Below are 23452 nucleotides of genomic sequence, written 5' to 3'. Positions count from 1 at the left end.
ATGAAACGATGACGCCTTTCACCGCCGCTTCCACCGCCGACCCCCCCCGTCTTGCCGATGCGCCGGCAGACGGCGCCACCGACCTGGGACTGGCGTGGCAGCCCGGTTTCGCGGCGCTCGGTACCGGCTTCCTGACCCAACTGCCCGCGCGTCAGGTCGCACCGCCCTACCTGGTCGACGCCAGCCCCGCAGTCGCCGCGATGGTCGGCCTGGAGCCCGACGCATTCGCCGATCCCGCCGTGCTGGAGGTCTTCGCCGGCAACCGGCCGGCCGCCGGAACCGCGTCCTATGCCACCGTCTACAGCGGCCACCAGTTCGGCGTCTGGGCCGGCCAACTGGGCGACGGCCGCGCGCTGACGCTGGGGCAGACGGCATCCGGGCTGGAGATCCAGTTGAAGGGCGCCGGCCCCACGCCCTACTCCCGCGGCGGCGACGGCCGCGCGGTGCTGCGCTCGAGCATCCGCGAGTTCCTGTGCAGCGAGGCGATGCACGGCCTGGGCATCCCGACCACCCGCGCGCTGTGCATCGTCGGCTCCGACACGCCGGTGCGGCGCGAAACCACCGAGACCGCCGCCATCGTGGCGCGGGTAGCGCCCAGCTTCGTGCGCTTCGGCCATTTCGAGCATTTCGCGGCCCGGGGTCAGATCGACGATCTGCGCCGCCTGGCCGACCATGTGATCGACCGGCACTACCCGCAATGCCGGGGCGGTGCCGACCTGGGCGGCAACCCCTATGCGGCGATGCTGAAGAAGGTGTCCCTGCGCACCGCCGACATGGTGGCGCAGTGGCAGGCCGTCGGCTTCTGCCACGGCGTGATGAACACCGACAACATGAGCATCCTGGGCCTGACCATAGACTACGGCCCGTTCCAGTTCCTCGACGGCTTCGACCCGGCGCACATCTGCAACCACAGCGACACCCAGGGCCGCTACGCCTTCAACCAGCAGCCCAATATCGCCTACTGGAACCTGTTCTGCCTGGGCCAGGCGCTGATGCCGCTGATCGACGACGAAAAGATCGCGCTGGAGGCGCTGGAGAGCTACCGCAGCGCGTTTCCGGCTGCCTACCTGGGCCGCATGCGGGCCAAGCTGGGACTGACCGATGCCCGGGAAACGGATGCCGACCTGGTCGATGGCCTGCTCAAGCTTTTGGCCGCCGAGCGCACCGACTGGACCATCTTCTGGCGCCGCCTGTCGCACCACGTTACCGGTAACGGCGGTGCACCCGTACAGGATATGGCCATCGACCGGACGCGCTTGGATGCGTGGCTGCTACAGTATTCGGAGCGCCTGGCCGGCCTGGACCGCGGGCTGGCGGGCCGATCGATGATTGCAACCAATCCCAGGTTCGTCCTGCGCAACCATCTGGGCGAACAGGCTATCCGGCAGGCGAAACTAAAGGACTTCTCCGAAGTCCATACCTTGCGCCGGCTCCTCGCCGCCCCATGTGACGAGCATCCGGGCTCCGACGCATATGCCGGCTTTCCGCCCGATTGGGCCTCTTCCATAGAAATCAGCTGCTCCTCATGACCGAACACGTTGCCACTGCCGTACAGAAGACCGATGCCGAGTGGAAGGAACTGCTCGCGCAGAAGGGCGCCGAACGCGGCGCCTTCGAGATCACCCGCCACGCCGCGACCGAGCGGCCCTTCACCGGCAAGTACAACGCGGTGTGGGCCGACGGCAGCTACCACTGCGTCTGCTGCGGCAATACGCTGTTCGACTCGCACACCAAGTTCGACGCCGGCTGCGGCTGGCCCAGCTTCTCCAAGGCCGTGCCCGGCGCGATCCGCGAGATCGTCGACCGCAGCCACGGCATGGTGCGAACCGAGACGGTCTGCGCCCATTGCGGCGCCCACCTGGGCCACGTCTTTCCGGACGGCCCGACCGACACCGGCCTGCGCTACTGCATGAACTCGGCATCGCTCGACTTCACCCCGGCCTCCGGCGCCTGAATTCGGCGCCTTGCAGGGCGCGCGACAATCGCGCCTTCGCACCACGCATCGCCGGACCACGGCGCGACCGCATGAAACTGCTGATCGATTTCTTTCCCATCATCCTGTTCTTCGTCGCCTTCAAGATTTGGGGGATATACGTTGCGACCGGCATCGCGATCGCGGCCACGGTGCTGCAGATCGGCTACCTGCGCTGGCGCAACGGCAAGGTCGAGCCGATGCAGTGGATGAGCCTGGGGGTGATCGTGCTCTTCGGCGGCGCCACGCTGCTGGCCCACGACGAGACCTTCATCATGTGGAAGCCGACGGTGCTGTACTGGCTGATGGGCGGCACACTGGCCATAGGCCAACTTTTCTTCAAAAAGAATTTCATCAAGTCGCTGATGGGCGCGCAGATGCGGTTGCCCGACAGCGCCTGGCGCACAGCCTGCTGGAGCTGGGTCGGGTTCTTCGCGGTGATGGGCTGCCTCAACCTTTGGGTAGCCTACAACTACGACCTGGACACCTGGGTCAACTTCAAGCTGTTCGGCGGCATGGGCCTGATGGCCTTTTTCGTGGTGGTGCAGGCGCTGTACCTGAGCCGCTTCATGAAGACCGAAGAGGCCGCCGAATGAGCGCCGTCCCCGCCCTGACGGCCGACGCGATCCATGAGCGCCTGGCCGCGCGACTCGCACCGACAGCGCTCGACGTGATCGACGAAAGCGCCGCCCACGCGGGCCACTCCGGCGCCAACGGTACCGGCTTCGGCACCCACTTCCGGGTGCGCATCGCCTCGCCGCTCTTCGCCGGCAAGGCGCGCGTGGCGCAACATCGGCTTGTGTATGATGCGCTGCGCGATTTCATCGACCAGGGCGTGCATGCGCTGGCGATCGAAACCTCCTGATGCACAACCTTCTTTCGTTCACTGCCCTCGCGGCATTTTCCGCTGCCGCGCTTGCGGCTCTCGCGGACCTCTCCATCCCTCCCCAACATTCCAGGACTTTCGAGGAAACAACCATGAAAAAAAACCGTACGTCTCGCCTGGCGCTCGTCGCCGTCGCAGCAGCCCTGGCCTTGCCGGCCTTCGCCCAGAACATCGCCGTGGTCAACGGCAAGGCCGTGCCCAAGTCGCGCGCCGACGTGCTGAGCCAGCAGGTCGCCAAGTCGGGCCGTCCGATCACCCCTGAGGTCGAGCAACAGATCAAGGACGAGGTCATCGCCCGCGAAGTGTTCCTGCAGGAAGCCCAGAAGCAGGGCCTCGAAGGCACCGAAGACTTCAAGAACCAGATGGAACTGGCCCGCCAGACCGTGCTGATCCGCGACCTGTTCGCCGGCTGGGTCGCCAAGAACCCGGTGACCGATGCGGAAGCCAAGGCCGAGTATGACAAGGTCGTTGCAGCCAACGGCGGCAAGGAATACAAGGCGCACCACATCCTGGTCGAGAAGGAAAGCGACGCCAAAGACATCATCGCCCGCTTGAAGAAGGGTGCGAAGTTCGAGGACATCGCCAAGAAGCAATCCAAGGACACCGGCTCCGGCGCCAACGGCGGCGAACTCGAATGGGCCAACCCGAGCAGCTATGTGCAGGAGTTCACTGAAGCCCTGGTCAAGCTCAAGAAGGGCCAGGTCACCGACACCCCGATCAAGAGCCAGTTCGGCTACCACGTCATCCGCCTGGACGACACCCGCGAAGCCAAGCTGCCGTCGTTCGACGAAGTCAAGCCTCAGCTGATGCAGCAACTGCAAGGCCAGAAGCTGGCCAAGTACCAGGAAGAGCTGCGCGCGAAGGCCAAGGTCGAGTAATCGGTCTTTCGGTTTTTCTGGTCGGGCCTTTCGGGGTGCCGGCGCATGGCGGCCCTTCGGGGCCGTTTTTCATTTTTGGATCAAGCGGTTCTCGGATTGCCGAAGCGAGTCTTGTGGGCATGGGCCGGGCTCGCGCCGACGGCGTACTCTGCTGCGCGACTGTCCCCCGGCCTGCGGCCTCCTCCTCGATGTCGCTGCGCAGAGCACGCCATCGTCACGATCCCTAGCGAGTGCTTGATCGAGGGTGATAAGGCAGGTCGCCTGCGATGGGCACTGCTTCCTTCGCTAGACGTCGATGCACACACGGTGCCAGCGAACAGCGCCAGTCGCTGATCCGACCCGCACGACGCGACGCTTCCAGGGCCGGGAGTGTCGGGTGACCCCCGCAGCGAAATAAAGGAGGAGCGGCGGGCGCAGCCCGTCGCGGGGGACATTCGCGGAGGGGGTTACCCGGCGATCACGGCCCCCAGCGCCGCGCAAGCCCGGCTGAACCGACCCACCCAACTATCAGCGGAACGGCTCCACACGCTACCCGCCAATCCTTACGCTATCAATTCAATAGCTAAAGGTCGGCTCCGTAAGCCGACCACAACATCATTCGATCCAAAAGTCAGCGCAACGAAGCCGCCAGACCCACCAGCCCCAGCAATACCGGCTGGTGCAGCATGTACCAAGGCAAGCTGTGCCGCCCCAGCCACGCCAGCGGGCGTGCCGCGTTACGAGTACTCGGCGCAGCGCTCCCCATCATCCATCCAGGCCGCCTGGACATGACCCACTGGCCGGCCGCCATACCCCACCACACGACGCCGATCCACGGCAGCACCGGCACATAGTCTTCGGTAGCCGGCTTCTGCGTGACCAACCCGAGCCAGTTCAACGACCGACCGTTGAAAGCATTGCTCCAAGGCGAACCTTCGAGCAATGCGGCCGCTAGGGGCGGCAACGCGATCGCTACCGCCCCTAACGGCCATAGCCAGCCGCCCGCTCCCGCTGTGAGCCTGCCGACGATCAGCATCGCCGCCACGCCGTGCAGCACGCCGAAATAGATAAACGTCCTGGGAAACATCCAGTACGAGCCCGCCGTGACAAGCAGAGCGCATACAGCCACCTGGCCCCACCGGCGCCAGAAGCGAGGCCAGCCCTGACCGTGCTCGACCGCAATGGCCTGGCCCAACCCGGCACAGAAGAGGAACAGGCTGACGATGGCGGTGCGCTGCAGCGTCCAGACCGGATCGCCCAAAAAATTCTGGCGCCAGAAGCCGTGGTAGTTGAGGTCGAAGCAGAAGTGGAACGCCGTCATCCACACCACGGCGAAGCCGCGCAGTGCATCGACGCGTTCATAGCGGGCGGCAGTGTCCATGGCGGACAAGTCTAGAGCAGCCCTGCCCCGCCATTGAGAGTGCGCAGGCAGGCGGCGCGCCGCATCAGGCCCGCGTGCGAAGTTTCTGAACGCCGGTGACGGCCGCCAGCACGATGGCGCCGACCACCGCGCCGATGGCCGCATTGCCCAGCATCGGCAGCACCGAGGCGATGCCGCCCGATGCGCCCCAGCCCTCGACCATGTGGTGCAGCGCCGGCACGCCGTGCACCAGGATGCCGCCGCCCACCAGGAACATGGCCGCGGTTCCGGCGATCGACAAGGCCTTCATCAGGTAGGGCGCTGCCGCCAGGATGCCCCGGCCGGCGGCCTTGGCAGCGGCGCTGGCCCGCTGGCTCAGGTACAGGCCCAGGTCGTCGAGCTTCACGATGCCGGCCACCAGGCCGTACACGCCGACCGTCATCGCGACCGCGATACCGACGAGCACCGCCAGCTGCTGCAAGAACGGAGCGCCGGCCACCGCACCGAGGGTGATCGCGATGATTTCGGCGGAGAGGATGAAATCGGTGCGGATGGCGCCCTGGACTTTTTCCTTCTCCATCAGCAGGGACTGCGCGTCGCTGGCGACGTTGACGGTGCCAGCGCTCGCCGCGACCGGTGCGGCCTGGACAGGGAGGGCAGCGGCGACCTGTGCCGCATGGGCCTGCGCCCCGCGGCGGTGCCGGGCCACGTGCACCAGCTTCTCGACGCCTTCGTAGCACAGAAAGGCGCCACCGAGCATGAGAAGCGGCGTCACCAGCCAGGGCGCGAAGGCACTGATCGCCAGTGCGGCGGGCACCAGGATCGCCTTGTTGCGCATCGACCCCTTGGACACCGCCCAGACCACCGGCAGCTCGCGCGCGGCCTGCACACCGGAGACCTGCTGGGCGTTGAGCGCCAGATCGTCGCCCAGCACACCGGCCGATTTCTTGGCGGCTACCTTGGTCATCAGGGCGACATCGTCGAGCATCGCGGCGATGTCGTCGAGCAGGGTGAGCAGACTGGCTCCGGCCATGGGGGGTTCCTTGTGGGAAGGCGCAGCGGCACCGCCTCGCACTGGTTGACGGGTGTGAGGCGAGATTAAAACCGCCTCCCTGTCAGCGGCCTGTCAGCCATTGGCGCATATCGGCTAGTCGGCGTCGGTCATCTGCAAGCATCGGCACGCAACTGGTGCCGACCTTTCAGGGTGGCGCAGAGCGTGTTATGCACTTCGACGTACCCGCGTGGGTCCTTGGCGGGCGATCGCAAGGCGCGGGCCGTCGCATAGGCCCGTGCCTCGGCAAGGGCCGCGACGGCGCGAGCGCCTGACTGCGGGACAGCGGGCAGAGGCCCAGGCTGCCGTCTTGCCGTGGGGCCTTTCCTCGGCTTACGCGGGTACGTCGAAGTGCATAACACGCTCCAAGGACACGTGCCCCAATAAATCACTGCCAGCCCCATGACGCCCAGATTTCAGATTTCAGTCCAAGCAAGCATTTGTGAATAATTTTTAACAAAATCAGAACGCGCCGTTGTCATTGCCTCCAAATCTGGCACGATGCCTCGCTGGAACGGCGGCAGATCCATGCCTCTGGCTTGCGCAATGGAACGCACGCTCAATTCGGCTTTGGCCGCACTCCCTCGAACATCAGGCATCGCATGTGCGAGCCACCAGTGCAGTTCACCCATTGCTGCCAGTGCCTGGCCATCATCGATATCCGGATCGAGCGCACGGCTGTATAGTGATTCGGCATGTTTCATGATCCGTGGCACGTCGACCGCCTCGGTATGGGCGATATGAAACGGCTCGCCCAGTGTTTCCTGGTTTCTCGAACGCAGACCCGCATAAATTTCGTCCATTCGGTCCGCCATGGCATCTTTGCTAATGACAATTTTCGTCAGCGATATGGGTTCGCCATCAATTTCGTCATCGATTTGAAACTGCATAAACGGCGGCAAGTTATATCGGTTTCTCATGATATCTCCGTCCGTGCGATTGGCATATCGGTCGCGGACATAGGCATATTTTTCCCCTAACCCGGTGATGCGGGGCAAATTGTACTTCGGGTCCCGCCTGCTGGCCCCGAAGGGGCTGCTGGAACTTCCGGCCTTTTTGCCCCGCCATTCGCTTACATGGGTCCAAAGTTGTTCGAGCGAGCTAATCTTTCCGTTTGCAATTAACGATCCAGCTTTGCGCGTGGCATTCCAGAACGATTGACCATATGACTGCTGCGCCCGCGAATCTTCCTCGTTATAGCGTGAATCGGGCCAACGCGCCACTCCGACCAACGACCGTTGCTCTATCGAAAGGTTCGAAGTGCTCGGCCCTGGCAACCCCGTTCGATTGGTATTGCGGGATTTATTTTTCTGCCCCGGAAATTGATGGGACTCCTGAAGTTCGTCAAAACTACGGCGAGGTGCAGTACTCTTTTTTGAAATGGAGGACGCGCGCATCGGAAGTTCGCGTGAAGGGGTACTATCTGCGCTTGGCGAAGTCGGGGTAGGAGACTTGTCAGCTTGCAAATCGGAATGGTAACTATCGCGGTATCGCGAAACATCGCGTGTCGATAAACATCCGCCCATTACACTCTCCCTACGATAAGGAGATTATATTAATTCAAACGGAATCATTGTGAACAATGGGTGCGAAATGATGACATAAAAAGCGAGCATCCTCTTAAAGGAGAGCTGACTCAAAATGTCGTTCAAATTTCCAAAAAGAAGTAGAAAATTCTTGCGCATGAGCAAGAGCGTGTGATGCACTTTGACATACCCGTGTGGGTCTCGCAGGCGGGTGATCGCAAGGCGCGGCCCTTGCCGAGGCTCGTGCCTCGGCAAGGGCCGCAATGCCGCGAGCGCCTGCCTGCGGGACCCACCCTTCGGCTTTCGCGGGCACGTCGAAGTGCATGACACGCTGTAGGTGAGCACGGCCGAGGTGATGAACCACGGGCGCTCTGCAGTCGACGCAGTACTGGAAGACGGTGCTGCGAACAGTCTAGGCCGTCATGGTCTACAGCGGGCCGGCCGATCACGACCTCCCTCGTACGCGCTAGCCGACCCAGCGCCGCGCGTTGTGCCACAGCTGCAGCCACGGGCTCGGCGCTGCGGCATCGCCACCGGTCCAGCTCATCTGGATGTTGCGGAACACCCGCTCGGGGTGCGGCATCAGCGCGGTGAAGCGGCCGTCTGGCGTGGTCACGCCGGTCAGGCCGCCGGCGCTGCCGTTGGGGTTGAACGGATAGCGCTCGGTGGGCTGGCCGGCGTTGTCGACGAAGCGCAGCGCGGCCAGCGCAGTGGCCGGGTCGCCCCGGCGCGCGAAGTTGGCATAGCCCTCGCCGTGCGCCACCGCGATCGGCAGCCGCCAGCCGGCCATGCCCTGCAGGAAGACGCTGGGCGACTCCGGCACCTCGACCATCGCCAGGCGGGCCTCGAAGCGCTCGCTCTGGTTGATGGTGAAGCGGGGCCAGGCGGCGGCACCGGGGATGATGTCGGCCAGCTCGGCGAACATCTGGCAGCCGTTGCAGATGCCCAGGCCGAAGGTGTCGGTGCGGCCGAAGAAGGCGGCGAACTGGTCTGCCAGCTGCGGGTTGAAGGTGATGCTGCGGGCCCAGCCGATGCCGGCGCCCAGCGTGTCGCCATAACTGAAGCCGCCGCAGGCGACCACGCCGCGGAAGTCGGACAGCGCGACGCGGCACGACTGCAGGTCGGTCATGTGCACGTCGACCGATTCGAAGCCGGCCGCGTCGAAGGCATAGGCCATTTCGGTATGGGAGTTGACGCCCTGCTCCCGCAGGATCGCCACCCGTGGCCGGGCGGTGCCGACGATGGCCGGTGCCTGGGGCGCAAGCGCCGCGGCCGGCACATGCCAGTGCAGGCCCGGGTCGGCCGGGTCGCCGGCGGCGGCATGCTCGGCATCGGCGCAGGCCGGGTTGTCGCGCTCGGCGCAGATCTTCCAGCTGACGGCGTCCCACACCTGGTGCAGGTCGGCCAGCGTGGCGCTGAACACCGACTTGGCGTCGCGCCAGACTTCGAGCTTGCCCTTGCCGGCTTCCATCGGCGAGCTGGCAGGCCGGGTCTTGCCGACGAAATGGCTGTGCTTGGACAAGCCGTGGGCGCGCAGGGTCTGCATGACCGCGTCGCGGTCCGCGGTGCGCACCTGCAGCAGCACGCCCAGCTCTTCGCTGAACAGCGCCTTGAGGGTCAGTTCCTCGCGCCGCGCGCTCACCTGGCCGGCCCAGTTCTTGGCGTCGCCGTATTCGGCGCGGCTGTCGGAGATGCCGTCGCCCTCGGTCACCAGCAGGTCCACGTTGAGCGCCACGCCCACATGGCCGGCGAAGGCCATTTCGACCGCGGCGGCGAACAGGCCGCCGTCGCTGCGGTCGTGGTAGGCCAGCAGCTTGCCTTCGGTGCGCAGGGCATTGACCGCCGCGACGAGGTTCACCAGATCCTGCGGATCGTCCAGGTCGGGCACGCCGTCCTGCACCGGGCAGCCGGTCTGCGACAGCGTCTGTGCCAGGATCGAGCCGGCCATGCGGTGCCGGCCACGGCCCAGGTCGACCAGCACCAGGGTGGTGTCGGCCTCGGCCGCATCGAGCTGCGGCGTGAGCGTGCCGCGCACGTCGGCCAGGGTGGCGAAGGCGCTCACGATCAGGCTGACCGGCGAGGTCACCTTCTTGGCGGTGCCGCCGTCCTGCCACTGGGTGCGCATCGACAGCGAATCCTTGCCCACCGGGATCGACACGCCCAACGCGGGGCACAGCTCCAGGCCGACGGCCTTGACGGTGGCGTAGAGCGCCGCGTCTTCGCCCGGTTCGCCGCAAGCGGCCATCCAGTTGGCCGAGAGCTTGACACGCGGCAGCTCGATGGGGGCGGCCAGCAGGTTGGTGATCGCCTCGGCCACGGCCATGCGGCCCGATGCGGGCGCATCCAGCGCCGCCAGCGGGGTGCGCTCGCCCATCGCCATCGCCTCGCCGGCGAAACCGGCGTAGTCGGCGAGCGTGACGGCGCAATCGGCCACCGGCACCTGCCACGGGCCGACCATCTGGTCGCGGTGGGTCAGGCCGCCGACGGTGCGGTCGCCGATGGTGATCAGGAAGCGCTTGGAGGCGACGGTGGGGTGCGACAGAACCGCGATGGCCGCGTCCTGCAGAGCGACCCCGGTCAGCTCCAGAGGAGTGAACACGCGGTGGACGGTCTTGACGTCGCGCAGCATCTTGGGAGGCTTGCCGAGGAGGACGTCCATCGGCATGTCGACGGCATGGGATGCCGGTGCAGGAGCACCCTCCCCCCGGTGCTCTTCCGCTTGCGGGCGCGCGGGCGAAGCCAGGTCGAGGTCGCCGACCACGAGCTGGCGTGCATCGGTCGCCACGCCCACCACCGCGAACGGGCAGCGCTCGCGCTCGCAGAAGGCCCGGAATTGCACGAGCGATGCGGGCGCGATCGCCAGCACGTAGCGCTCCTGGCTTTCGTTGGACCAGATTTCCTTGGGCGCCAGGCCGGACTCTTCCAGCGGCACGGCCCGCAGGTCGAAGCGCGCGCCCCGGCCGGCATCGTTGGTCAGCTCCGGGAAGGCGTTCGACAAGCCGCCGGCGCCCACGTCGTGGATCGCCAGGATCGGGTTCTCGGCGCCCAGGTGCCAGCAGTGGTCGATGACCTCCTGCGCGCGGCGTTCGATCTCCGGGTTGCCGCGCTGGACCGAATCGAAATCCAGTTCGGCCGCGTTGGCGCCGGTGGCCATCGAACTGGCGGCGCTGCCGCCCATGCCGATGCGCATGCCGGGGCCGCCGAGCTGGATGAGCAGCGATCCGGCGGGGAATTCGATCTTCCGGGTCAGGGCCGCGTCGATCGTGCCCAGGCCGCCAGCGATCATGATCGGCTTGTGGTAGCCGCGGCGGACGGTGTCGATGTCGCTCGCGACCGTCTGCTCGTACTCGCGGAAATAACCCAGCAGGTTGGGCCGGCCGAACTCGTTGTTGAACGCGGCGCCGCCCAGCGGCCCTTCGGTCATGATCTGCAGCGGGCTGGCGATATGGGCGGGCCGGCCGAAGTCGTCGTCGCCCGGCCAGAGCCTGGAGACGGTGAAGCCGGTCATGCCGGCCTTGGGCTTCGAGCCGCGGCCGGTGGCGCCTTCGTCGCGGATCTCGCCGCCCGCGCCGGTCGAGGCGCCGGGGTACGGCGAGATGGCGGTCGGGTGGTTGTGCGTCTCCACCTTCATCAGCACATGCTGCAGATTGCTATACTTTTGATAGCTATAGGTCGGCGTACCGTCACGGCCGGGGGCACTTTTCGCCAGGAATCGCTCGACGGTGCGGCCCTCCATCACCGAGGCGTTGTCGGAGTACGCCACCACCGTGTGCGCAGGATGCAGCTTGTGGGTGTTGCGGATCATGCCGAACAGGCTGTCGGGCTGCGGCTGACCGTCGATCACGAACCGTGCGTTGAAGATTTTGTGGCGGCAGTGCTCGCTGTTGGCCTGGGCGAACATCATCAGCTCCACGTCGGTCGGGTTGCGCTGCAGGCCGGTGAACGCTTCGACCAGGTAGTCGATTTCGTCCTCGGCCAGGGCCAGACCGAAGGTGCCATCGGCCGCCACCAACGCGGCGCGGCCTCCGCCCAGCACATCGACCTGCTCCATCGGCGCGGCCTGCAGTTCTTTGAACAGCGCGGCGGCCGCGGCCCGGTCGAAGAAGACCGATTCGGTCATCCGGTCGTGCAGCAGCCCGGCCAGTGCCACCGATTGGCCGTCGTCCAGCGTGGCCTTGCCGAGCAGCGGCTGCTTCACATGGACACGGTATTCGACGATGCGCTCGACCCGGCGCACCGCCAGGCCGCAGTTGTGCGCGATGTCGGTGGCTTTGGAGGCCCAGGGCGACACGGTGCCCAGGCGTGGCGCCACGACGATGGTCGTGCCCTGGCCCGGCCTGTCGGCGCCGGCCGGCGCGGCGTACGGGTCGCCGTAGGTCAACAGGGCCGCAAGGCGGGCATGGTCGTCGGCGCCTGGCGCGGCGTCCGACAGCACCAGGTGCACGAAGCGGGCCGAGATGCCGTCGATACGGGGATGCACCGCCTGAAGGCGCGGCAGCAACTGGCGCATGCGGAAATCGCTCAGCGCGTTGCCGCCGTCGAAGGAAGTGATGGCGAGCAGAGTCGGGGTGGGCAAGGTCACGGGGGCGGCCTGTTGGATGTCTGCGGTGTGCGAGAAGCAGTACGGGCGCCGCGCGACCGCCGCTGGATGGCGCGCGCGGGCTGCTCCGACAAACCGGGGATTCTAGAACGGGGCCGCCCGCCGCCCGCCGCCCGGGCCGGCACCCCTGCGCCGCGACCGGCCCGGGAGCCGATGGGATAATTCCCCGATGAGCATCATCTACAAGAACGCCCAGGAAATCGCAGGCATGCGCGTCGCCTGCCGCCTTGCCGCCGAAGTGCTGGACTCCCTCGCGCCGCATGTGAAGCCGGGCGTCACCACCAACGATATCGACCGGCTCGCCGCTGAGTGCATGGCCCGACAGGGCAGCGTATCGGCCACCCTCGGCTACCAGCCGCCGGGCTATCCGCCCTACCCCAAGTCGCTCTGCACCTCGTTGAACCATGTGGTCTGTCACGGTATTCCCAACGACAAGCCGCTGAAGAAGGGCGACATCATGAACGTCGACGTCACCGTCATCAAGGACGGCTGGTACGGCGATGCCAGCCGGATGTATATGGTGGGCGAGCCGTCGATCGCGGCCAGGCGCTTGAGCGCGATCACCTTCGAAGCGCTCTGGATCGGCATCATGGAGGTCAAGCCCGGCGCGCGGCTGGGCGACATCGGCTCGGCGATCCAGAAGTTCGCCGAGGGCCACGGCTTCAGCGTGGTGCGCGAGTTCTGCGGCCACGGCATCGGCCGCAACTTCCACGAAGAACCGCAGGTGCTGCACTACGGCAAGCCCGGCACGCTGGAGGAGCTCAAGCCCGGCATGACCTTCACCATCGAGCCGATGCTCAACGCCGGCCGCCGCGAGGTCAAGGAGTTCGGCAACGACGGCTGGGCCATCGTCACCAAGGACCACAGCCTGTCGGCCCAATGGGAGCACACGGTGCTGGTCACCGAGACGGGCTGCGAGGTGCTGACCCTGTCGGCCGAATGCCCGCCGCCGCCCGCCTTCTACACCGCGGTATACGGCACGCCGACCCTCGCCGCGTAGCCCGCGTCCGATCCCGACGTGTCCGGCAGGAGTTCCTCCCCGATGTCCGATCTTTCGGCGCTGCGCGACGACTACCGCCAGAAGAAGGCGACGCTGCTGGACGCGGCCGAGCGCAGCGGCGCCACCGCCCGCGGCATCCACACGGTACTGCGCCAGTTGGCGCGGATGGCCGATCAGTTGCTGGGCACCTTGTGGACGCGGGCGGCCTTCCCCGAGAGCTTCACGTTGCTCGCCGTCGGCGGCTACGGCCGGGGCGAGCTGTTTCCCCATTCCGACATCGACGTGCTGCTGCTGCTGCCCGACGGCACTCAGCCCGATGCCGACGATGCGCTGCGGCTGAAGATCGAGGGCTTCATCGGCAGCTGCTGGGACGCAGGCCTGGAGATCGGATCGAGCGTGCGCACCGCCGCCGAATGCCTGGACGAGGCGGCCCGCGACGTGACGGTGCAGACCTCGCTGCTCGAATCGCGCCGGCTCGTCGGCGACGCCACCCTGTTCCATCGGTTCCGCAAGGCGTTCCGCGAAGCGCTCGATCCGCAGGCGTTCTTCTCCGCCAAGATGCTGGAGCTGCGCCAGCGGCACCACAAGTTCGAGGACACGCCCTACTCGCTGGAGCCCAACTGCAAGGAATCGCCCGGCGGTCTGCGCGACCTGCAGAGCATCCTGTGGGTGTCGACCGCGGCCGGCTACGGAGAGAACTGGGACGCGCTGGCCCACAACGGCCTGGCCACCGCATTCGAGGTGCGACAGATCAAGCGCAACGAGGCGCTGCTGAGCCTGATCCGCACCCGGCTGCACCTGATCGCCAAGCGCCGCGAAGACCGGCTGGTGTTCGACCTGCAGACGGCCGTCGCCGAATCCTTCGGCTACCGCTCGCTCGCGCCCGACGGCACCCGGCTGGCCCGCCGTGCCAGCGAGGCGCTGATGCGGCGCTATTACCTGGCGGCCAAGGCGGTCACGCAGCTGAGCCAAATCCTGCTGCTCAACATCGGCGAGCGGCTCAATCCGACCACCCATGCGCTGATACCGATCAACGAACGCTTCTACGAGAAGGCCGGGATGATCGAGGTGGCGAGCGACGACCTCTACCGCACCCAGCCGCACGCGATCCTCGAAACCTTCCTGCTGTACGAGACGCACATCGGGCTGCGCGGCCTGTCGGCCCGCACGCTGCGCGCCCTCTACAACGCGCGCGAGGCGATGGATGCGTCGTTCCGGCGCGATCCGGTCAACCGCGCCACGTTCCGCACCATCCTGCAGCAACCGGTCGGCATCACCCACGCGATCCGGCTGATGAACCAAACCTCGGTGCTGGGCCGCTACCTGCGGGTGTTCCGCCACATCGTCGGGCAGATGCAGCACGACCTGTTCCACGTCTACACGGTCGATCAGCACATCCTGATGGTGCTGCGCAACGCCCGGCGCTTCTTCATGGCCGAGCATGCGCACGAATATCCGTTCTGCTCGCAGCTGGGGGCCGGCTGGGACAAGCCCTGGGTCCTCTATACCGCCGCACTGTTCCACGACATCGCCAAGGGCCGCGGCGGCGACCATTCAGAACTGGGCGCCCGCGACGTGCGCAAGTTCTGCGAGGACCACGACATCGAACGGGAAGACGCCGACCTGATCGCCTTCCTGGTACAGGAGCACCTGACGATGAGCCACATCGCGCAGAAATCCGACCTGAGCGATCCGGCGGTGATCAGTGCCTTCGCCCAGAAGGTAGGCGACGAACGCCACCTGACGGCGCTGTATCTGCTCACCGTGGCCGACATTCGCGGCACCAGCCCCAAGGTCTGGAACGCCTGGAAGGGCAAGCTGCTGGAGGACCTGTACCGCTACACCCTGCGCGCCCTCGGCGGCCAGACGCCCAACCCGGCCGCGCTGACCGAATCGCGCAAGCGCGAGGCCCTGGTACTGCTGGCGTTGCATGCCGAGCCGCACGAGGCGCACAAGAAGCTGTGGGACACGCTGGACGTACGCTATTTCATGCGGCACGACGCGGCCGATATCGCCTGGCACGCACGCCAGCTGTCGCGCCATGTGCACGGCGGCACCGGTCAGCCGCCACCGCTGGCCGATGCATGCATCGTCCGGGCGCGGCTTTCGACCGTGGGCGAAGGCCTGCAGGTGCTGGTCTACACGCCCGATGCGCCGGATCTGTTCGCCCGCATCTGCGGCTATTTCGACCAGGCCGGCTTCAGCATCCTGGATGCCAAGGTGCATACCGCTCGCAACGGCTATGCGCTCGACACTTTCCAGGTGGTCACTTCGGTGCTGCCCGACCACTACCGTGAACTGGTCAGCATGGTGCAGACCGACCTGCCCCATGCGCTGCACCAGTCGGGCCCCCTGCCCGCCCCCAGCCGCGGCCGCGTGTCGCGCCGGGTGCGGAGCTTTCCGGTAGCTCCGCGCGTGGAGCTGCGGCCCGACGACCGCGCCCAGCGCTGGCTGCTGAGCATCTCCGCCAGCGACCGCGCCGGCCTGCTGTACTCGATCGCCCGCGTGCTGGCCAGACACCAGCTCAACCTGCAACTGGCCAAGATCAGTACCCTCGGCGAGCGGGTGGAAGACACCTTCCTGATCGACGGCCCGAGCCTGCAGCGCAACCGGGCGCAGATCGCGATCGAGACAGAACTGCTGGAGGTATTGGCCGGGCCGTAGCGCGCCGGGCGCCGACGCGGTACGCGCAGCGAGTACCGCGGCATGCCGTCCCTTAAACTCGCATGTTGTTTTATGTATCGTACGGCAGGTGCGGCCCGCCTGTTTCCGCTGAGAACCTCATGACCAAGAAAACCATCGGGCTGCTGGCCTTTCTCCTTTTGCTGGCGATCGGGGTGCTGGCTGTCTACCTGCCGGGTCTGCACAACGAACTGGTCTTCGACGATCTGCGGCTGACGGACGGCACCATCTTCGGACCCTACGACAGCCTGTTGAACCTCCAGCAGCGCCTGCTCTCCTATGGCTCGTTCGTGTGGTTGGATGCGGTCGTGGGGCCCGGGTGGTGGAAGCAGCGGTTGTTCAACATCCTGCTGCATCTGGGCACCACGGTGGGCCTGTATTTCTGGTTCAGGCAGCTGCTGCTCGCCACCGAGTTCTCGGAGGATATCCGGGCAGCAGAGAGCTTTTCATCGTCCCGCATCGCCGCGCTGCGCGTGGGCGTCGCGCTGTTCGCGCTGAACCCGGTCGCGGTCTACGGCGTGGCCTACCTTCTGCAGCGCTCGGTGCTGATGGCGACGTTCTTCGCGGCCTGGAGCTGCTACGCGCTTGTCCGCGGGCTGCGCCAGAACCACAAGGGTTGGCTCGCCGCCGCGGTCGCCGGCTATATCCTGGCCGTTCTGGCCAAGGAACACACGGTGATGCTGGTGGCATTCTTCGTGCCGCTCTACATCTTCGTGAAGCGGCCCGGCGTGAAACAGATCGCGGGTATCGCCGCCGGGTGCATGCTGCTGCTGGCGCTGGCGGTCTACCTGCTGGCGCAGGTCTACGGATCCTTCCTCGGCCGGGTGTTCGACCCGACCTCACTGCTCCTGGTGCAGCAGCTCGACGCGTTAAGACCCGGCCTGCAGTCGGCGGTGTTTCCGCTGAGCATCCTCAACGAGGCCTTCCTGTTCTTCCGCTATGGGGTGCTGTGGTTCCTGCCCAACCCTCAGTGGATGTCGATCGACATGCGGCCCGCGTTCCCGCTTTCGCCGGATGCGTTTCCGCAGCTGCTCGGTGCGCTGGCCTACGGGGTGCTGTTGGTCGGCTCGGCATGGCTGGTGATGCGACGCAGCAACGCATTGGGCCTCGCGGCGCTGTGCCTGCTGTTTCCACTGCTGCTGTTCGGGACCGAGTTCGCGACCGTCTGGGTGCAGGACCCGCTGGTGCTCTACCGCAGCTACCTGTGGGCGGCGGCCATCCCAGGCCTGATCGCACTGCCCCTGATCGGATTCGCGCCGAAGACGGTCTACACGGTAGGCTTCGTCGTCGGCGCCCTGTTCGGGGGCCTTGCGCTGGAGCGCGTTCTCACCTTCGAGAGCCAGATCAGCGTCTGGTCCGACGCGGTGGAGAAGGTAGACCTGCAGGCGCCGGCCAACGCCGTGGGCCGTTGGAGGCCTTACCTGAACCGGGGGGCGCAGTACCTGGAGAAGTCCCTCACCGACAGCGCGCTGGCCGATTTCACGATGGCCGAGCGCCTGGGCGAGCCCCGCGGTCTCGCCACGTTCAACAAGGGTGTGGCGCTGCAGCTGCAGCGCAAGCATACCGAGGCGATAGCGGCTTTCCGCGCATCCGAGGCGAAAGGCAACCACGGCGCGGAGCTGTACTACCAGTTGGGCGAATCCCTCTACGAGACGGGCCGCTTTACCGACGCCTACACGGCGTTCAGCCGCGCCCTGGAACTGTACGGGCCTCCCGTCGCCGAAAACGAGGAACAGCGCAAGGTGCTTGAAAACGCCCGGCTGCGCCATGCGGAAACTGCCATTACCGTCCAGAAATACGATGTGGCGCTGCAGGAATTCTCCCTGCTCCTCCAGAACCGCTCGACCAGCGCGCGCTTCCGGTCGGGCTACGGGCTCGCGTTGCTCGGCGCGGGCCGCACCGCCGAGGCGCTGGCGGTGTTCGACAAGCTCATCGCCGACCGTCCCTTCGCGCAGGCCTTCTACGGCCGTGCCCTGGCCCGCCACGCGCTGGGCAACACGGCCGGCGGAGTCGAGGACATGGACAAGGCCCTGTCCCTGGACCCGCGCAATCAGACCTACCAGACCCTCCGCGCCCAGATGGCACGGCTGGCGCCGAAACGCTGAGATGGCCGCGCGGCGCGTCCTGCATGTCGGCAAGTTCTTTCCTCCGCATGTCGGCGGCATGGAGGTCTTCCTGTCCGACTTGGTGCACGCCCAGCGGGCGCAGGGCCTCGAAGCGTTCGCGCTGGTCCACGGCGAACCGCTCCCGGACGATCCCGACTGGCTCGTGCGCGTCCCGGTGCAGGCGCATCTGCTGTACGCGCCGATCGCGGCGGGCTTCCCGCTCGCGCTCGCCCGGGCCATTGCCCGCTTCCGCCCTCAGGTACTGCACCTGCACATGCCCAACAATTCCGTCTTCTGGGCGTCGACCCTACCGTCGGCCCTGGCGCTGCCGTGGGTGGTGCACTGGCATTCTGACGTGGTGCCGTCCCGGATCCGCGGGCTGGTGGCCGCCGCCTACCGCGCCTACCGGCCGTTCGAATGGACGGTGCTCGAGCGCGCCGAACGCATCGTCGTCACCTCTCCGCCCTACCTTGAGCACAGCGTCCCGCTGCGGCCCTGGCTGCGCAAATGCGTGGTGGTGCCGCTGGGCCTGGACGTGACGCCGCCGATGGACCTGGGGCATCCTCCGCCGGCGCGCGACGCGGCGCACTGGCGCGCCGGCGCTTTCCGGCTGCTGTCCATCGGGCGGCTGGCCTACTACAAGGGCTTCGAGACGCTGGTGCGTGCCGTATCCGCCACGCCCGGCGTCGAACTTCTGATCGCGGGCGACGGAGAACTGCGCACCCCGCTGGAAGCCCTGGTTCGCGCCCATGCGATGGCCGGCGAGCCGCCCCGCGTGCGCCTGCTGGGCAAGGTGTCGGACGCGGTGAAGGCGGAGCTGCTGGGCAACTGCGAACTCTTTTGCCTGCCGTCGCGGGAACGCACAGAGGCCTTCGGCATGGTGCTGCTGGAGGCGATGCGCCATGCCAGGCCCTGCCTGGTGTCGGACCTGCCCGGATCGGGCATGCCGTGGGTGGTGCGCGAGGCGAAGGCGGGCGAATGCGTTCCGCTCCAGGACGTGGCCGCCTGGAAGGCCGCCATTCAGCGGCTGCAGCACGACCCGGCACGGCGGAAGCGCTATGGCCGTGCCGGCCGCGACGCGCTGCACGCCCGATTCTCGATCGACGCGTGCGTCACCGGGCTGGCCGCAGCCTACGCGATCGGCGCGTCGGACACGCCGGCGCCCGCGGCCGAACACCGCATCCTGGTTGTCATCCCGGCCAAGGACGAGTCCGCCACCGTCGGCACGGTCGTAGCGGAACTCATCGCCGCGGGCTACCCCGACATCGTGGTCATCGACGACCACAGCACGGACGACACCGCGCGGCTGGCGCGTGACGCCGGCGCGCGGGTGCTGCGCCCGCCCTTGCCGGTGGGCGCCTGGGGTGGCATGCAGACCGGTATCCGTTACGCGCTGCAGAAGGGCTATGCCGGCGTCGTCACGATGGACGCCGACGGCCAGCACGAAGTCGGTCAGGTGCAGGCACTTCTGGGCGGCCGCGACCGGGCCGACATGGTGATCGGTGCGTTCCCCGAGCGGGCCAGCCGCCTGCGCCGGTGGGCCTGGGGCTGGTTCCGGCGTCTGGCCAGCTTCGACTTGCGCGACCTGACCTCCGGCTTCCGGTTTTACAACCACGATGCGATGCAGCTGCTTTCCTCTGGCGACGCCACGCTGCTGGATTACCAGGACCTGGGCGCCCTGCTGACGGCCAGCCGCGCCGGCATGCGCATCGCGGAAATTCCGGTAGTCATGCAGGCCCGCGCCACCGGCAAATCGCGCGTCTTCCGCTCGTGGTTCGGCGTCGCACGCTACATGGCGCTGACCACGCTGCTGTGCCTGTCGCGCCGCGCTCCCGCGCGCGCACGCCGCACGGTTTGAAAACTCCTGTCTGCCTGCAGGGCCCCGCGGTCCGCGCAGCGGCCACGCACCAGTCCACCGGCCGGCCCGGCGGCTCGCTGTGCTGTCGCCGCCTGGCGCTCGTCTGGGTGCTGGCCTGTGGGTGCCTGCAGGGAGGCGACGCCCGGCCCGCGGCGGCGGTGCGGGGCCTCGGCAGCGACACCGTCGACCTCGGCACCACGCCCGACCTCGACCAACTGCGGCTCTCGCCCACGCGGGACCGGCAGTCGCGGCTGCTGCGTGCCGCGATGGCGTCGCCGGGCGCCCTGCCGGCGCGGGCCCGACACATCGAGGACCGGTTCCGGCAGGCGCAGGATTCGCCCGGCGCCTTGCTGCGGGCCGCTGCAGACCTGGGCGCCATTCCCGGTGTCGACAGGTCGTGGAGCGCACCGGCTCCGATGCTGCCGGGCGGTACCGACACCCTGGCCGACGCCCTCGCGCTGCTGTCCGTAGACACCGCGGGACGCGGCGCCGGACCGCCTCCTGCGGGCGCTACCGTACCCCCGGACGCGACGCTGCCCGAGCCCCTGCGCGGCGAGATCGCCCGGATGCTGCTGGGCATCCATGCCGCGGAGCAGTTGCGCCGTACCGCCCTGGCAGGGATGCCCGCCGCCCTGACGCCCTCGGCCCTCCTGGGCCAGTTTCCGGACGGATCTGCCGTCCCCACCGGCATTCCCGCGGCGCTCGACCTGCGCCGCCTGCTGAGCCGCCTCGACCGTCCGGCGTTGCTCCAGGGCATGGCGGTCCTGGCACAGGCCGCGGCGCGGCTGTCGGGCCACCTCCAGGCTGCCCCCGCCCTGCCCCGCGTGTACTGGCGCCACGAAACGCCGCTGGGTACGGTCCTGGTCGATACGACGGGCACCGGCAGCGCGCATGTGCTGGACTCGCCCTTGCTGGTGCTCGACGTCGGCGGCGACGACCGCTATACCTTCGAGGTGCGGCGCGACGGCAACCGCATCGCGGTGCTGATCGACCACGGAGGCGACGATCTCTACGCCGCCGCCGGGCCTGGCACCGACCCGTCGGCCGGTATTCTGGGCTATGGCATCTTGTGGGATTCGGAGGGCAGCGACGGCTACCGTGGCGGATCGTTCGCACAGGGCGCCGCCGTGTTCGGCGCCGCCCTGCACATCGACCAGGCCGGCCGCGACCGGTATACCGCGACCGCCTACGCCCAGGGCTTCGCGGTAGCCGGCTGGGCGGTACTGCGCAGCAGCTCGGACGCGACACGCTTCGATGCCGTCTCACAGTCGCAGGCCTCCGCAGGGCCCGAAGGGACCGCCGTGCTGCTGGATGCGGGTGGCGACGACCGGTACACGCTGTCCGGCACGCCGCTGCTGTTCCCGTCGGCGCAGCTGCCCGATCGCAACGTCTCGCTCGGCCAGGGAGCGGGCCGCGGCCAGCGCCCCGATGCGTCCGCCGGCGGCGTGTCCACCACCGGCGGGACCGGCTTGCTGCTGGATGCGGCAGGCGACGACCACTACAGCGCGCACGTCTTCGCACAGGGTGTCGGCTACCACGAAGGCACGGGCATGCTCCTCGACGGCGGAGGCCACGACACCTTCGAGGCCGCGTGGTATGCGATGGGCGCGGCCGCGCACAACGCGGCCGGGCTACTGGTCAAGCGCGGGGACGGCGACGACCGTTACGCCGCCAGCCATTCAGCCGCGCTGGGCGCTGCCCATGACTTTTCCGTCGCGGTGTTCGTCGACCAGGGCGGCGACGACTACTACCGCGTGGGCGACTTCGGCATCGGCGCCGCGCTGGACAACAGCGTCGCCTTCTTCGTCGACGGACGCGGCGCAGACCACTACGCGCTGGGCCCGGGTGCGTGCCGGGGCTTCGGATATGCGGCACTGGCCGATCCCGATCCCCTGCGCAGCACCCTTGCCGGGGCAGGCTTTTTCGTCGACCGTGCAGGTCGGGACGTCTACCCGCGGCAGTGTCCGGCGCGCAACGGCGCGGCCTGGACGTCGCCCCCGGAGGGCGACACCGCGGCGTCGGCCGCGGCACGCGGCATCGGCCACGATTGCCCGGACGCGCACTGCGGGCGCGGCGATGCGGCCGCGCGGACGCGCCTCTCCCCCATTCACCCCCGTCTGTCAAGGCCCGGCTGGCTACCGCATAAATGCGGGGGCGAAATTACGAGTGCGATCTTCCGGCATGACAAAATCCACAGTTCCGCCCTTTGCCGAAGCACAAGAACAATTGGTTTTCTTGCATCCAGACATGAATATTGACAAGGCCACGATCGCGGTCATCGGGTTGGGCTATGTCGGCCTTCCCCTGGCGGTGGAGTTCGGCAAGCAGCGCAGTGTGCTGGGCTTCGACATCAACGCGGCGCGCATCGCGGAGCTGAAAGACGGCCGGGACGCGACGCTCGAGGCGAACCCCGAAGACCTGCGCGCCGCCCGGCACCTTCACTACAGCGCCGATCTGGAAGACCTGCGGGCCTGCCAGGTGTTCATCGTCACCGTGCCGACACCGGTCGACACGGCCAACCGGCCCGATTTGTCGCCGCTGATCAGGGCCAGCGAGACCGTCGGCAAGGTCATGCCGGAAGGCGCCCTGGTCATATACGAATCGACGGTCTATCCCGGCGCGACCGAAGAAGTCTGCGTGCCGGTGCTGGAGCGTTGCAGCGGCAAGACCTTCAACACCGGCTTCTTCTGCGGCTACAGCCCCGAGCGGATCAACCCCGGCGACAAGGTCAACACGCTCACCAAGATCAGGAAGATCACCAGCGGCAGCACGCCCGCAGCCGCCGACGCGGTCGACGCGCTCTACGGCAGCATCATCGAGGCCGGGACGCACAAGGCCAGCAGCCTGAAGGTCGCCGAAGCCGCCAAGGTGATCGAGAACACGCAGCGCGACCTCAACATCGCCCTGGTCAACGAACTGTCGGTCATCTTCGAACGCCTGGGCATCGATACCCTCGACGTGCTCGAGGCCGCCGGCAGCAAATGGAACTTCCTGCCCTTTCGGCCCGGCCTGGTGGGCGGCCACTGCATCGGCGTGGATCCGTACTACCTGACCCACAAGGCCGAGGAAGTCGGCTACCACCCGCAGGTGATCCTGGCCGGCCGGCGCATCAACGACAACATGAGCCGCTACGTGGCCCGCAACACCATCAAGCTGATGCTGAAGAACGGGCTCGACGTGCCGCGGTGCCGCATCGGCGTGCTGGGCATCACCTTCAAGGAAAATTGCCCCGACATCCGCAACAGCAAGGTGGTGGACATGGTGCGCGAGTTCGAGGCCTGGGGCGCCCACGTGGTCGTCTGCGACCCCTGGGCCAGCGCGGCCGACGTACAGCAGGAATACGGCCTGTCGCTAGGCGAGGTGTCGGCAGAGCAACCGGTGGATGCGCTGGTCGTGGCTGTCGGGCACCAGCAGTTCCGCAGTGCCACGCCCGAAGAACTGCGCAGCCTCTGCCGCGGCAACCAGCCCGTACTGGCCGACGTCAAAAGCCTCTTCGATCGCCGTCAGGTCGCGGCTGCAGGCTTCACCGTTTTCCGCCTCTGACTTTCCAGCATC

15 protein-coding genes are annotated in these 23452 nt (G+C 67.3%); 11 read left to right on the top strand and 4 right to left on the bottom strand.

What is annotated here, in order from left to right; genetic code table 11:
* Positions 1 to 8: 8 nt before the first annotated feature.
* The 5 genes from DFQ15_RS05545 to DFQ15_RS05525 all read left to right on the top strand — a co-directional run bounded on the left by DFQ15_RS05545 (position 9) and on the right by DFQ15_RS05525 (position 3736).
* Positions 9 to 1529, top strand: a complete 1521-nt coding sequence (locus DFQ15_RS05545; protein WP_110465017.1) for a protein adenylyltransferase SelO — start codon at positions 9 to 11, stop codon at positions 1527 to 1529.
* On the top strand, positions 1526 to 1954 hold the full coding sequence (gene msrB / locus DFQ15_RS05540) for a peptide-methionine (R)-S-oxide reductase MsrB (RefSeq protein ID WP_110465016.1): 429 nt from the start codon (positions 1526 to 1528) through the stop codon (positions 1952 to 1954). Before DFQ15_RS05545 ends, msrB begins: the two co-directional genes overlap by 4 nt.
* A 71-nt stretch (positions 1955 to 2025) precedes the next feature.
* Positions 2026 to 2568, top strand: a complete 543-nt coding sequence (locus DFQ15_RS05535) for a septation protein A (protein WP_110465015.1) — start codon at positions 2026 to 2028, stop codon at positions 2566 to 2568.
* Positions 2565 to 2837: a BolA family protein gene (locus tag DFQ15_RS05530; protein WP_110465014.1), complete on the top strand. Its 273-nt coding sequence runs from the start codon at positions 2565 to 2567 to the stop codon at positions 2835 to 2837. Before DFQ15_RS05535 ends, DFQ15_RS05530 begins: the two co-directional genes overlap by 4 nt.
* A 113-nt stretch (positions 2838 to 2950) precedes the next feature.
* Positions 2951 to 3736 (top strand): peptidylprolyl isomerase, encoded by a 786-nt coding sequence (locus DFQ15_RS05525; protein WP_110465013.1) that lies wholly within the window; start codon positions 2951 to 2953, stop codon positions 3734 to 3736.
* 610 nt (positions 3737 to 4346) lie between these two features.
* Here the strand turns inward: DFQ15_RS05525 and DFQ15_RS05520 are convergent.
* The 4 genes from DFQ15_RS05520 to purL form a co-directional block, all read right to left on the bottom strand.
* Complete coding sequence (locus DFQ15_RS05520) at positions 4347 to 5096, bottom strand: heparan-alpha-glucosaminide N-acetyltransferase (RefSeq protein ID WP_110465012.1); 750 nt, start codon at positions 5094 to 5096, stop codon at positions 4347 to 4349.
* Positions 5097 to 5160: 64 nt separating this feature from the next.
* Positions 5161 to 6108 carry a DUF808 domain-containing protein gene (locus DFQ15_RS05515; RefSeq protein WP_110465011.1) on the bottom strand — a complete coding sequence of 316 codons (948 nt, stop codon included), beginning with the start codon at positions 6106 to 6108 and terminating at the stop codon, positions 5161 to 5163.
* Positions 6109 to 6542: 434 nt separating this feature from the next.
* Complete coding sequence (gene xopAH / locus DFQ15_RS05510) at positions 6543 to 7523, bottom strand: XopAH/AvrB family type III secretion system effector (RefSeq protein ID WP_158529008.1); 981 nt, start codon at positions 7521 to 7523, stop codon at positions 6543 to 6545.
* Between the two features lie 595 nt (positions 7524 to 8118).
* Entirely contained in the window at positions 8119 to 12162 is a 4044-nt protein-coding gene (gene purL, locus DFQ15_RS05505; RefSeq protein ID WP_233504300.1) for a phosphoribosylformylglycinamidine synthase, read from the bottom strand.
* Between the two features lie 259 nt (positions 12163 to 12421).
* Here purL and map point away from each other — a divergent pair, with 259 nt between their 5' ends.
* The 6 genes from map to DFQ15_RS05475 all read left to right on the top strand — a co-directional run bounded on the left by map (position 12422) and on the right by DFQ15_RS05475 (position 23440).
* Complete coding sequence (gene map, locus DFQ15_RS05500; protein ID WP_110465008.1) at positions 12422 to 13252, top strand: type I methionyl aminopeptidase; 831 nt, start codon at positions 12422 to 12424, stop codon at positions 13250 to 13252.
* Positions 13253 to 13294: 42 nt separating this feature from the next.
* Complete coding sequence (locus DFQ15_RS05495) at positions 13295 to 15916, top strand: [protein-PII] uridylyltransferase (protein WP_110465007.1); 2622 nt, start codon at positions 13295 to 13297, stop codon at positions 15914 to 15916.
* Positions 15917 to 16035: 119 nt separating this feature from the next.
* Positions 16036 to 18039, top strand: a complete 2004-nt coding sequence (locus DFQ15_RS05490) for a tetratricopeptide repeat protein (protein ID WP_110465006.1) — start codon at positions 16036 to 16038, stop codon at positions 18037 to 18039.
* 1 nt (position 18040) lies between these two features.
* Positions 18041 to 19897 carry a glycosyltransferase gene (locus tag DFQ15_RS05485; RefSeq protein ID WP_233504292.1) on the top strand — a complete coding sequence of 619 codons (1857 nt, stop codon included), beginning with the start codon at positions 18041 to 18043 and terminating at the stop codon, positions 19895 to 19897.
* Positions 19894 to 22155, top strand: a complete 2262-nt coding sequence (locus DFQ15_RS05480; RefSeq protein WP_146228658.1) for a hypothetical protein — start codon at positions 19894 to 19896, stop codon at positions 22153 to 22155. The genes DFQ15_RS05485 and DFQ15_RS05480 overlap by 4 nt, the downstream gene beginning before the upstream one ends.
* On the top strand, positions 22145 to 23440 hold the full coding sequence (locus DFQ15_RS05475; protein WP_110465004.1) for a nucleotide sugar dehydrogenase: 1296 nt from the start codon (positions 22145 to 22147) through the stop codon (positions 23438 to 23440). Before DFQ15_RS05480 ends, DFQ15_RS05475 begins: the two co-directional genes overlap by 11 nt.
* The last annotated feature ends 12 nt before the right edge of the window (positions 23441 to 23452 follow it).

The organism is Xylophilus ampelinus, from assembly GCF_003217575.1.
Classification (GTDB): domain Bacteria; phylum Pseudomonadota; class Gammaproteobacteria; order Burkholderiales; family Burkholderiaceae_C; genus Xylophilus; species Xylophilus ampelinus.
Note: the sequence above shows the minus strand (reverse complement) of the source record. Positions and strands in the feature narration are given on the sequence as shown.

What these genes read in the sequence shown, in the direction of transcription:
- DFQ15_RS05545 (WP_110465017.1), top strand. Translation starts at nt 9, where the DNA reads ATGACGCCTTTCACCGCCGCTTCCACCGCCGACCCCCCCCGTCTTGCC.
- msrB (WP_110465016.1), top strand. Translation starts at nt 1,526, where the DNA reads ATGACCGAACACGTTGCCACTGCCGTACAGAAGACCGATGCCGAGTGG.
- DFQ15_RS05535 (WP_110465015.1), top strand. Translation starts at nt 2,026, where the DNA reads ATGAAACTGCTGATCGATTTCTTTCCCATCATCCTGTTCTTCGTCGCC.
- DFQ15_RS05530 (WP_110465014.1), top strand. Translation starts at nt 2,565, where the DNA reads ATGAGCGCCGTCCCCGCCCTGACGGCCGACGCGATCCATGAGCGCCTG.
- DFQ15_RS05525 (WP_110465013.1), top strand. Translation starts at nt 2,951, where the DNA reads ATGAAAAAAAACCGTACGTCTCGCCTGGCGCTCGTCGCCGTCGCAGCA.
- DFQ15_RS05520 (WP_110465012.1), bottom strand. Translation starts at nt 5,096, where the DNA reads ATGGACACTGCCGCCCGCTATGAACGCGTCGATGCACTGCGCGGCTTC.
- DFQ15_RS05515 (WP_110465011.1), bottom strand. Translation starts at nt 6,108, where the DNA reads ATGGCCGGAGCCAGTCTGCTCACCCTGCTCGACGACATCGCCGCGATG.
- xopAH (WP_158529008.1), bottom strand. Translation starts at nt 7,523, where the DNA reads ATGCGCGCGTCCTCCATTTCAAAAAAGAGTACTGCACCTCGCCGTAGT.
- purL (WP_233504300.1), bottom strand. Translation starts at nt 12,162, where the DNA reads ATGCGCCAGTTGCTGCCGCGCCTTCAGGCGGTGCATCCCCGTATCGAC.
- map (WP_110465008.1), top strand. Translation starts at nt 12,422, where the DNA reads ATGAGCATCATCTACAAGAACGCCCAGGAAATCGCAGGCATGCGCGTC.
- DFQ15_RS05495 (WP_110465007.1), top strand. Translation starts at nt 13,295, where the DNA reads ATGTCCGATCTTTCGGCGCTGCGCGACGACTACCGCCAGAAGAAGGCG.
- DFQ15_RS05490 (WP_110465006.1), top strand. Translation starts at nt 16,036, where the DNA reads ATGACCAAGAAAACCATCGGGCTGCTGGCCTTTCTCCTTTTGCTGGCG.
- DFQ15_RS05485 (WP_233504292.1), top strand. Translation starts at nt 18,041, where the DNA reads ATGGCCGCGCGGCGCGTCCTGCATGTCGGCAAGTTCTTTCCTCCGCAT.
- DFQ15_RS05475 (WP_110465004.1), top strand. Translation starts at nt 22,145, where the DNA reads ATGAATATTGACAAGGCCACGATCGCGGTCATCGGGTTGGGCTATGTC.